The following is a 10,847-nucleotide window of genomic DNA, read 5'->3' as shown; positions in this document are numbered from 1 at the left end:
GCAGAAAAGCGGGCAGCCCTTTCCGCCGTGTACGCCTTCGCCCGCAGGCTTGACGACATCGGCGACGGTGACCTGCCCCTGGCCGAGAAGGTCGTTCGCCTGGCCGCGGCCCGGGCCGACATCCTGGCCCTCGGCACGTCCAGCACGGATCCGGTCCTGGTCGCGCTCAGTGACGCGTGCCGGCGCTTCCCCATCCCGGTCGACGCTTTCAGCGAGCTGATCGACGGCGTCGAGATGGACCTGCGGGGGGTGACGTACGAAACTTTTGACGATCTTGTCGGATACTGTCGGCGGGTGGCCGGCACCATCGGGCGGCTGTCGCTGGGAATCTTCGGCACCGAGGCGGCGCACGCGAACTCCAATGCCCCCACGGTCGCCGACGAACTCGGGATTGCCCTGCAGCAGACCAACATTCTGCGAGATGTCCGGGAGGACCTGATCACCGGCCGGATCTATCTGCCACGGGCCGAGCTCGACAAGGCCGGCATCACTCTCGTGCTGGGCCCAGATGGTCAGCTCGGCGGTCCATCCGACGCACTCGTCGGATATCTGCGCGACTGCGCACAACGCGCCGACGAGTGGTACGGGCGGGGCCTGAAGCTCCTGGGCATGCTCGACCGTCGCAGCGCCGCCTGCTGCGGCGCGATGGCCGGGATCTACCTGCGACTCAACCGCCGGATCAGGATGGACCCGACCCCCGTCCTGGCGGAACGGCTCTCGCTGCCCGGGTGGGAGAAGGTCGTGGTCGCCGCCCGCAGCCTGGCCGGCCGTCCGGAGGTGTCGGTCGGATGAGCCTGCCCACGACGCCCCTGCCCACGACGCCCCTGCCGGTGACGCCCCTGCCCGGCCCCGGCACCCCTGGCCAGGGGGGACACCGACTTGTCGTGATCGGCGGTGGTCTGGCCGGCCTGTCAGCGGCCCTGGTCGCCGCTGACGCCGGTGCCGAGGTGACCGTGCTGGAGGCACGGCCGCGCCTGGGCGGGGCGACCGCCTCATTCGCCCGGGACGGCAGGTGGATCGACACCGGCCAGCACGTCTTCATGCGCTGCTGCACGGCCTACCGGGCGTTCCTGCGTCGGCTCGGGGTCGAGCACCTGACGACGCTGCAGGACCGACTGGACGTCCCGGTGCTGCTTGCCGGGTCCGGTACACGTGCCCGGCTGCGGCGCACCCGCATCCCGTGGCCGGCGCCGCTGCATCTGACCCCGGCGCTGCTGGGATACCGGGCGTTCCCGATCGGTCAGCGGCTACGGGCGGCGCTCGCGGCCTACCGGCTCGGTCGGCTCGACCCGAACCGACCCGAGGTCGACGGTGCCTCGTTCGGTAGCTGGCTGGCCGGCCAGGGCCAGTCCCCGGCAGCCATCGAGGCGCTGTGGGAGCTCTTGACCGTCGCGACCCTCAACGCCCCGGCGGACTCGGCGTCGCTCGGTCTCGCCGCCACGGTTGTGCGTACCGGTCTGCTCGAGCGGGCGGACGCCGGGGACATCGGCTGGGCTGACGTTCCGCTCCAGCGGCTTCACGGCGACGCCGCTGCCTCGGAGCTCGCCGACCTCGGGGCGGATGTCCGTACCGGCGTGAAGGTTCGTGAGCTGACGAAAACAGCGACCGGTTGGCGTGTGGTCACCGACAGTGGCTCCATCGAGGCCGATTCCGTGATCCTCGCGGTGCCCCCACCGGCGGCCGCCGCGCTGCTGCCGGCCGGCGCGGTCGAGGGCCAGGAGCGCTTCGTCGAGCTCGGCTCCGCGCCGATCGTCAACGTCCACATGGTCTATGACCGCAAGGTGTTGGAGGGCCCGTTCCTCGCCGTGGTCGGATCCCCGGTCCAGTGGGTCTTCGACCGCACCGCGTCGAGCCGGAGTATCGCGTCGAGCGGGATCATCGCGTCGAGCGGGGCCGTCGCGTCCTCGGCCGTGGCAGGGCCTGACGCGGGTTCCGCGCAAGGGTCCGGGCCGGCCGGCCCTTCGGGTACGGGTACGGGTACGCAGTATCTGGCGATTTCCCTGTCAGCGGCGGACGAGTGGATCGACCGGCCGGCGAGTGAGATTCGCGGCATCTTCGTCGAGGAGATGCGCCGGCTGCTGCCGGCCGCGCGAGGCGCCGAGGCGATCGAGGTGTTCGTGACCCGCGAGCGCACGGCAACGTTCCGCCAGGCGCCTGGCACCCACGCGCTGCGCCCTGGCCCGGCCACGGCGTTGCCGGGACTCGCGTTGGCCGGCGCGTGGACCGACACAGGCTGGCCCGCGACCATGGAGGGCGCCGTCCGCAGCGGCCTGGCCGCCGCGAAGGTGGCGCTGGGGGGCTGGCGGTCCGGTCCGCCTTCGCCCGGCCCGGCCCGCAGGTTGCTCCCTGTGGTCGACGCGCCTGGCGGTGCTCCAACGCGTGCGGGGGGATGCGGATCGTCATCGGGTAATTCGTGCAAAACGTCACAATCATCCCGGATGCCTGAGACCAACGTCCCGGACGAGGGACCGTCGTCTTCTAACCCGTCGGGATCATCGACCCCCGGGACGGCGGGCACTCCAGACGCCCAGCCGGCACTGACCGCCACCCCGCCACTTACACCGCTTCCGACACCATCCGAGCGATCAACCTCAACCTCAACCTCAACTTCAACCACGACCACGCCTTCGGCGGCGTCACCGACAGGGAGATTTCCGGCATGACCACTGTGGTTCCCGATGCGATCGAGCGGGGCCGGACTCTGGCAGTGCCGGCGCTTCGCGCCACTGTCGACCGGCTGCATCCCCGGCTGCGTCGCGTGGTTGCCTACCACCGCGGCTGGATCGACGCGGAAGGTAACCCGCTCGCGGGCAGCGGCGGAAAGCTGCTGCGTCCGGCACTGGCACTGCTCTCGGCCGAGGCGGCCGGCGCCGATGTCGAGGTCGGGCTCCCCGGCGCGGTCGCCGTCGAGCTCGTCCACGACTTCTCGCTGCTGCACGACGATCTCATGGACGGCGACACCGAGCGTCGGCACCGGCCCACGGCCTGGACGGTGTTCGGCGCGGACGGCGCGATCCTCGCCGGCGACGCCCTGTTGGGGCTGGCCACCCAGGTGCTGCTCGAGGTCGACCGGGATGCCGGTCGCCGCGCCGCGGTGATGCTCGGGGCGGGCGTCCAGGACCTCGTCCGGGGTCAGGCCGAGGACCTGCACTTCGAAACCCGCAACGACATCACCGTCGCGGACACGCTGATGATGGAGGACGGCAAGACCGGCGCCCTGCTGTCCTGCTCGGCCGCGATCGGCGCGGTGCTGGCGGACGGCCCGGCCCGACTCGTCGACGGCCTCGCCGAGTTCGGGTCACGGCTGGGAACCGCCTTCCAACTGGTGGATGACCTGCTCGGTATCTGGGGTGACCCTGCGGTGACCGGCAAGCCGGTCCTGTCGGACCTGCGCTCGCGCAAGAAGTCGGTCCCGGTCGTGGTGGCGCTGGAGGCCGGTGGCTCCGAAGCCGACGAGCTGCGCGCCTTCCTCGCCTCCACCGGGGAACTTTCCGAAGGCGACCTGCATCGCGCCGCCGAGTTGGTCGAACGCGCTGGTGGGCGGGAGTGGACCACGGCTGAGGCCGACCGCCAGCTCGAAGCGTGCGCCGAGCTGCTGGCGTCATTGGCCCTGCCGTCGCTGGTTGAAGCCGAACTGCTCGCCCTAGCCCGTTTTGTTACCGAACGGGATCGGTGAGTGTGCTGTGACACTGCTGTTCGTACTGGACCGGGAGTTCATACCGCACCGGGACCGACATGTGGACGGGAGCCGCTGATGAGCTCGACCACCGACTACCGGCAATCCCAAGTCTCCTCCGACACGGTGACGGCAGCCGCCGTCCGGGCCCGAGACCACCTGCTGTCGCTGCAGTCCGACCAGGGCTGGTGGAAGGGCGAACTCGAGACCAATATCACGATCGAGGCGGCAGACCTTCTGTTCCGCGTCTTCATGGGCATTCTCACTCCGGATGTGCTCGAGGAGGCCGCCCGCTGGATCCGTTCGAGGCAGACCGAGAACGGCACCTGGGCGACCTACTACGGTGGCCCGCCGGATCTCAGCACGACTCTTGAGGGGTACGTCGCGTTGCGGCTCGCCGGGGACAGCCCGGACGCCCCGCACATGCGGGCTGCCGCGGCTTACGTCCGGGAGAACGGCGGTCCCGCCGCCACCCGGGTGTTCACCCGGATCTGGCTGGCGATGTTCGGCGAGTGGTCCTGGGACGACCTGCCGGTGATGCCGCCCGAGCTCGTGCTGCTGCCGTCGTGGTTCCCGCTCAACGTGTACGACTTCGGCTGCTGGGCCCGGCAGTCGATCGTTCCGCTGACGATCATCGGGACGTTTCGGCCGAAGCGCTCGCTCGGATTCGGGATCGATGAGCTCAAGGTCGAGTTCCCGGCCCAGCCGCCGGCACCGCTGCGCTCGTGGACGGGCGCGTTCCAGCGCCTGGACGCGGTGCTGCACCGGTACGAGCGCCGTCCGCTGAAGATGATCCGTCGGCACGCGATGCGCCGGGCCGCCGAATGGATCATCGCTCGGCAGGAGGCCGACGGTTGCTGGGGCGGCATCCAGCCTCCGTGGGTTTTCTCGATCATGGCGCTGACGCTGCTCGGCTACCCCATGAACCATCCGGTGATCGCGACCGGGCTACGTGGCCTGGAGCGCTACACGATCCGGGAACGGACCCCCGCGGGGATGGTCCGCCGGTTGGAGTGCTGTCAGTCCCCGGTCTGGGACACCGCGCTCGCTGTCGTCGCCCTGCGTGACGCGGGCCTTGCCGCCGACCACCCCGCCATGGTGCGCGCGGCCCGGTGGCTGGCGGACGAGGAGGTCACGCTCACCGGTGACTGGGCGGTCAAACGTCCAGCATTGGCCCCTGGCGGCTGGGCGTTCGAGTTCGACAACGACGGGTATCCCGACGTCGACGACACCGCCGAGGTCGTGCTGGCCATCCGTCGTCTGTTGAAACCCCACGGTGGCGTCGACGGGAGTCAGACAGGCGGAATCGACGCGGTGGACCCCGGGCTCGCGGCCCGGCTCCGGGCGGCCGAACGCCGCGGCGTGGACTGGGCCATCGGGATGCGCTCGGCTAACGGTGCATGGGGGGCCTTCGACGCCGACAACACCAGGACCCTTCCCACGAAGCTGCCTTTCTGTGACTTCGGCGAGGTGATCGACCCGCCGTCCGCGGATGTGACGGCTCATATAGTAGAAATGCTCGCCGAAGTGGGCCAGGCGCGCAACCCCATCACCGAACGGGCGGTGGGCTGGTTGCTGGCCGACCAGGAACCGGGTGGGTCGTGGTTCGGCCGCTGGGGTGTCAACCACATCTACGGCACCGGCGCGGTCGTCCCAGCTCTGATCGACGCGGGGGTGTCCGCCGACCATCCGGCGATCATCCGGGCCGTCCAGTGGCTGGTCGAGCATCAAAGACCTGACGGTGCCTGGGGCGAGGACTTTCGTTCCTACACCGATGACGCCTGGATCGGCCGCGGTGAGCCCACCGCGTCCCAGACGGCGTGGGCGCTACTCGCGCTCCTCGCCGCCGATCCGGCGTCCCCGGCGGTCGAACGGGGGGTGCAGTGGCTGGTCGACACCCAGCGGCCGGACGGAACCTGGGACGAGCCGCACCACACGGGCACCGGTTTCCCCGGGGATTTTTCGATCAACTACCACCTGTATCGGCTGAGTTTCCCGCTGACCGCGCTCGGCCGATACCTGAGCGGCGGGTCCGCATCATGACTTTCTCGGCACCGGACACATCACGGACGGCGGGTCCCGCCGAAGGGTCCAAGCCATCGGCGGTCCCGGCATCCCGGACGCCGCCGGCTCTGCCGGTTTTGCCGGTATCGCCGGCTCTGCCGGTTTTGCCGGTACCGGAGGTACCGCCGGCAGACGCCATGACCGCTGTTGCTCCGACTGCTGCTCCGACGGCGGTCACGTCAACCATCAGGACCCCAGCGGTCCGCCCGTCGACGGCTGACGGCGCCCCGGCCGGGGTTGATCTGGGCCGGGACACCGCGCCGGGCCTGCGCGCCATGGTCCGGCGTCGGCCCAGGCTGGTCGTGGCCGCGCCGCTGCGGTTGGAGGCATGGGCCGCGGCCCGCTCGGGCCTGCCCGGGGGCACGATCCTCATCCGGACCGGAATGGGACCCGAGCAGGCCAGCCGGTCCACCCGCATCATCCGCGAGGCCCGGGCGGACGCCGTGGCCCTGGTCGGTCTCGGCGGCGGCCTCGGTCCGGGGGTGAAGCCCGGGCACGTCGTGGTGGCTGATGAGGTCCGCACCTCCGACGGTTCGGTCAGCGCGCACTGTCCGTCCGCGCCCCTGCTGGCCGGTGAACTGCGCCGGGCGGGCCTGACCGTCCACGTCGGCCCAGTCGTATCCGTGTCGCGGCTGGCGATCGGCACCGCGCGCGCGGAGCTGGCGGCGACCGGGGCGATCGCCGTGGACATGGAGTCCGCACAGATCGCGCCGGGCGCGAGCGGGGTGCCGCTGGCGATCGTCCGCGTCATCGTGGACACCGACGAGCAGCCGCTGGGGCGTTTTGACCTGGCCCGCCGGGGGATCGCGGGACTGCGGACGATGATGACCCTCGGACCGGTGCTGGAGCGCTGGTCGGCGGCTGTCGGATCACGCCAGGTACTGCTTGCTGAGCCCAGGGCGTTCTGCGCCGGAGTCGAACGGGCGATCGAGGTTGTCGAGCGGGCACTGGAGATGTACGGGTCGCCGGTCTACGTGCGTAAGCAGATCGTCCACAACAGCCACGTCGTTGCTGATCTTGCCGGTCGTGGCGCCATCTTCGTCGAGGAGCTCGACGAGGTACCGGCCGGGGCAACCGTGGTCTTCTCCGCGCACGGGGTCGCCCCCGCCGTCTGGGAGCAGGCCGACGACCGTGAGCTGTCAGTGATCGACGCAACGTGTCCACTGGTGGAGAAGGTCCACGCGGAGGCTCGCCGGTTCACCGCGCGCGGGGACACTGTCCTACTTATCGGGCATTCCGGGCATGAGGAGGTGGACGGGACACTCGGGGAGGCGCCTGGAAAGATCAAGTTGGTGGAGTCGCCCGCGGACGTTGCCAGGCTCGAGGTCGACGATCCCGAGCGGGTGACCTACCTCATGCAGACCACGCTCGCGGTGGACGAGGCCGAGGAAGTCGTCGACGCGCTGCGGGACCGCTTCCCGGCTGTGGTCGGGCCCGGATCGGCGGACATCTGCTATGCGACCTCGAACCGGCAGAGCGCCATCCGGCGGGTCGCCATCGAGGCCGACCTGGTCCTGGTCGTCGGCTCACAGAACAGTGCCAACTCACGCCGGCTGGTCGATGTGACCGAACGCGAGGGTGTGCCGGCCTACCTCGTCGGTGACGTCGGCGAGGTGGACATGCGGTGGTTGGTGGGTGCCGACACCATCGGTATCTCCGCGGGGGCGTCCGCGCCTCCGACCCTTGTCGACGAGCTGACCAGGGCACTGTCCGGCCTCGGCCCGACAGCGGTAGCGGTCCGTTCGGTCGGCACCGAGACGATCTCGTTCCATCTGCCCAAGGAACTTCGCCGCCAGCCCAAGTAGTACGCGTCGCCAGTAGTACGCGTCGCCGATCACCACGCTGCGGGCGCAGGCGCCGGGTAGTTCGGAGCGTTATCCGGCTACGCGGCGCTTGTGTCGCAATTCCGGACGGTAACGGGCGGATGCGGTGAAAAGCGCGCGGTAGGACTCCTGCTACGGTCCACCCGATGCGTCAGGTATCGACCGATACGGTGCTGGCTGAGCGGGGCGATCAGCAGCGGCTCGATTATCAGGAGCTCCCCGGTGCGGTTTTCGGGACGCCCGGCCCCGCATCGTCGTCGCGGGGCCGGGCATCCCGGCTTGCGGTGTCCGTATCCGGGCCGCGTCTGGCCGTGTTCGCCCTCGGCACGTTGTCGTTCACCGCGAGCGTGGTGCTGCAGGAGACGCTGTTCCGCCATGGTTCGGGTGACGCGGATGAGGCCGCCTACGTGCTCCAGGCCCGGATGCTGCTGCATGGGCGGCTGACCCTCGACCAGAACCTGGTGGACCCGTTCTTCCGCCCCTGGCTGACCGGCGTCCACAACGGACGGGTCTTCACCAAGTACCTGCCCGGGTGGCCGGCGATGCTGGCCGTGTCCCAGTTGCTGTTCGGGACGATGGTCCTCGCTCCCGCGCTGGTGGCCGCAGCCTGGGTGGTTGCAACCTACCGGCTGGCCCGCGAACTGTTCGATGATGTGGCGACAGCACTCACATCCGCGGCCTTCCTCGCGTTGTCGCCGCTGGTCCTCCTGCACACGGCTCTGCCGATGGCCTATGCGTTCACCGCCGCCGCGCTGACAGCCGCGATGGCCGCGCTGCTGCGTGGCACCCGCATCGGTGCCCGCCGGTCGTTGGTGGCAGCCGGTGCGGCGTTCGGCCTCGCCGCCATGGCCCGCCCGTTCGACGCGGTGCTGGCCGTCGTAGGGGTCCTGTTCGTGACGGCCCGGTTCGTGAGGGCCCGGTTCGTGACGGCCCGGTTCGCGACTGCCGGGCAACGCCCGCGGCCGGTCGCGGCGATGCTGCGGGACCTCGGGTGGGTCGGGCTCGGGGGGCTACCGTTCGTCGTGGCGGTGGCCGCCTTCTGCCGGCACGTGACCGGTTCGATGCGGACGTTGCCGCTTGCCGCCTCCGATCCGTTGGACCGTTTCGGTTTCGGTGAGCGGCGGATGCTGCCGTCCGAACCGACGTTCGCCTTTACCGGGCATGTCGCGCTCGACGCGCTGCGGGAGACTCTTGCCGCCGCCCCGGGCTGGCTGTTCGGTGGGACGGCGCTGGTCGTCCTCGCCGGGGTCGGGCTCCTCGCGGGCCTTGCGGCGGGGGGGCGGCGCGCCGGGCATCTGCTGCTCGCCATCACCGCGCTGGGGGTCTTCGCCGCCTACTTCTTCTGGTGGGGTAGTGCCATGGCGGTTCCGAGCCTTCGCAACGGCCTCGGTCCGCATTACCACATGGTGGCGCTGTCGCCTGTCGTCATCCTCGCCGGCAGCGGCGCGTGCCTGCTGTGGCGGGCGGTGCCCGGGCGGCTCCCGCGGCCGGTCGCAATCCCGGTGGCGGGCGTCTGCGGGCTGGCGCTGGTGGCTGTGACCGCCGTCGGGGTGCCCGCGAAGGTCAACGTACAACGCTATGTCAACGCGGTCGACGGGTACGTACTCGATCTCATCCCGGACAATTTTGATGGGCCGGCGGTCGTCATCGTCACCCCACCGACGCCGAGCCGCTACACACAGGTTCCATACCAGTTCCTACGCAACAGCCCGGACCTGTCGGACCAGGTGCTGTACGCGGCCGACCTCGGCGCGGCCGACGGGCAGCTCGCCGAGAGGATGCCGGGCCGCCGGCTGTACCAGCTCCGCCCCGACGAGGTGATCGAGGCGGAGAAGCCGTGGAGTTTCCGGGGCTCCTTCGTCGAACTCCGCCCGGTCGAGGGAAAGAAGATCGAGGTTCGGGCGTCTGCGTCGGTCCCGGCGAACATGCGCTACGCATCGTTCTACCTGCGCATCGGCGAGCAGACGGTGACCAGCCCGCTGCCCGTCACGGGAGCCGCGGGCACCGCGGCGAGCGTCGTCGCGACCGTGGACGGAGCCCGCGCGCTCGTCACGGTGGCATCGCCGGTGGGCGGCTCGGCCATGCAGGCCTCGGTGCCGCCGACCTCGGTGCAGGAGTTCAGTTTCGCGGGCGCTGTGCTGCCGGCGCAGCTGACCGTCGGCCTGGCCGCGGGGACGACGCCGGACCTCACCGGGGCCTGGCGCTGGGAGGAGCGCATTCCCCTGGAGCGACGCGCAGACGGGGTGCTGGTCGCGTTGGGTCCCGGGCCGGGCTGGCGGCTGGTCCCCGGCCGCTACGACAACGCCTGGGTACCGGCCACCGTGACGGGGACTCTCGGCGTCACGCTCGCACCGCGACGCTGAGCACCGTGACCCTGAGCACCGTGACCCTGAGCACCGTGACCCTGAGCACCGTGACGTAACCCTGAGCACCGCGACGCCTGGGCACATGATCAAATCAGTGCGGGCTGCTCGGCATACAGTTCGCGGATGATCGACAGGTCGAACATCTTTCTGGCGGCGGCGGGGGCGGCGCTGTCCGCCAGCACCCGCACATTGGCCTCGATCAGGGCGTCAGTCATCGTGAACAATCCGTTGCGATGTGTGTCCGCACTCTCGACAAGGGTGCTCAGTCGCCTGTTCCTGGCCACCTGCTCGTCGATGTCGAGCCCCGACGACCGGGCATAGACTTCGGCGAGTAGCCGGGGGCCGAGCATCGGGTCGGCCAGGTCGTCCTTCCAGCCGTGGATTTCGGCGGCCAGGAACGCCTTGACCTTCTGCCTCGACCTGACCACCGTGTCCGCGCTCACCACGTACACGTTGGACACCAGCTGGTAGCCGTGGTCGGCAAGCAGGAACGTCGAGGTGGCGACGCCCTGGCGGGCGAAGGCAGCCGGGGCGTCGATCACCGACGACAGTGCCCCGTCGACCTGGCGCTCCGCGACTGCCCGCAGATGGTCGGGCGTGATGACCTGGGTGACGGCCGTCTCCGCCACTCCCACGGCGGCCAGGAACGACGTCCAGACGGCTGTGCTGCCCGCCGCCATCCCGATCTTCATACCGGTCATGTCCTGCGGTGTTCTGATCGGCTTGTCAGCAAGCGAGACGATGGCCCAGGGCGACTTCTGTCGCTGTGTGCCGATTACCCGCAGCCGTGCGCCGTTGGCGATTTCCTTCGGAAGGGTGTCCGGCGCGATAACCCCGACGAATGCCGCACCGGAAGCCACCGACGCCACCACGGTTCGGGCCCGCGACCCACCGTCATGGAATTCGGTACGGGTGAAC

General features: G+C 70.3%; 7 protein-coding genes. 6 read left to right on the top strand and 1 reads right to left on the bottom strand.

The annotated features are described in order from the left end of the window. From U9977_RS21345 to U9977_RS21320, 6 genes are all read left to right on the top strand, one after another. Positions 1–792 (top strand): squalene/phytoene synthase family protein (locus tag U9977_RS21345; RefSeq protein WP_322751066.1); only part of this gene is annotated, 792 nt, incomplete at its 5' end. Next, positions 789–2,663, top strand: a complete 1,875-nt coding sequence (gene hpnE, locus U9977_RS21340) for a hydroxysqualene dehydroxylase HpnE (protein ID WP_322751065.1) — start codon at positions 789–791, stop codon at positions 2,661–2,663. The genes U9977_RS21345 and hpnE, both read left to right, overlap by 4 nt. Further along, positions 2,660–3,676, top strand: coding sequence for a polyprenyl synthetase family protein (locus U9977_RS21335; protein WP_322751064.1), 1,017 nt, complete (start codon positions 2,660–2,662; stop codon positions 3,674–3,676). Before hpnE ends, U9977_RS21335 begins: the two co-directional genes overlap by 4 nt. Positions 3,677–3,754: 78 nt before the next feature. Next, positions 3,755–5,719 (top strand): squalene--hopene cyclase, encoded by a 1,965-nt coding sequence (gene shc / locus U9977_RS21330; protein WP_322751063.1) that lies wholly within the window; start codon positions 3,755–3,757, stop codon positions 5,717–5,719. A gap of 158 nt (positions 5,720–5,877) precedes the next feature. Beyond that, positions 5,878–7,545, top strand: a complete 1,668-nt coding sequence (gene ispH, locus U9977_RS21325) for a 4-hydroxy-3-methylbut-2-enyl diphosphate reductase (protein ID WP_416210726.1) — start codon at positions 5,878–5,880, stop codon at positions 7,543–7,545. Positions 7,546–7,709: 164 nt separating this feature from the next. Continuing rightward, entirely contained in the window at positions 7,710–9,926 is a 2,217-nt protein-coding gene (locus U9977_RS21320) for a glycosyltransferase family 39 protein (protein WP_322751062.1), read from the top strand. Between the two features lie 89 nt (positions 9,927–10,015). Here the strand turns inward: U9977_RS21320 and U9977_RS21315 are convergent. Then, positions 10,016–10,847, bottom strand: an 832-nt coding sequence (locus tag U9977_RS21315) for an ABC transporter substrate-binding protein (RefSeq protein ID WP_322751061.1), incomplete at its 5' end; no start/stop codon positions are given.

Origin of the sequence: Protofrankia sp. Cas8 (assembly GCF_963555845.1) — a bacterium.
GTDB lineage: Bacteria > Actinomycetota > Actinomycetes > Frankiales > Frankiaceae > Protofrankia.
Note: the sequence above shows the minus strand (reverse complement) of the source record. Positions and strands in the feature narration are given on the sequence as shown.

Excerpts from the sequence above, each read along its gene's own strand:
- hpnE (WP_322751065.1), top strand. The coding sequence starts at position 789 with ATGAGCCTGCCCACGACGCCCCTGCCCACGACGCCCCTGCCGGTGACG.
- ispH (WP_416210726.1), top strand. The coding sequence starts at position 5,878 with ATGACCGCTGTTGCTCCGACTGCTGCTCCGACGGCGGTCACGTCAACC.
- U9977_RS21335 (WP_322751064.1), top strand. The coding sequence starts at position 2,660 with ATGACCACTGTGGTTCCCGATGCGATCGAGCGGGGCCGGACTCTGGCA.
- U9977_RS21320 (WP_322751062.1), top strand. The coding sequence starts at position 7,710 with ATGCGTCAGGTATCGACCGATACGGTGCTGGCTGAGCGGGGCGATCAG.
- shc (WP_322751063.1), top strand. The coding sequence starts at position 3,755 with ATGAGCTCGACCACCGACTACCGGCAATCCCAAGTCTCCTCCGACACG.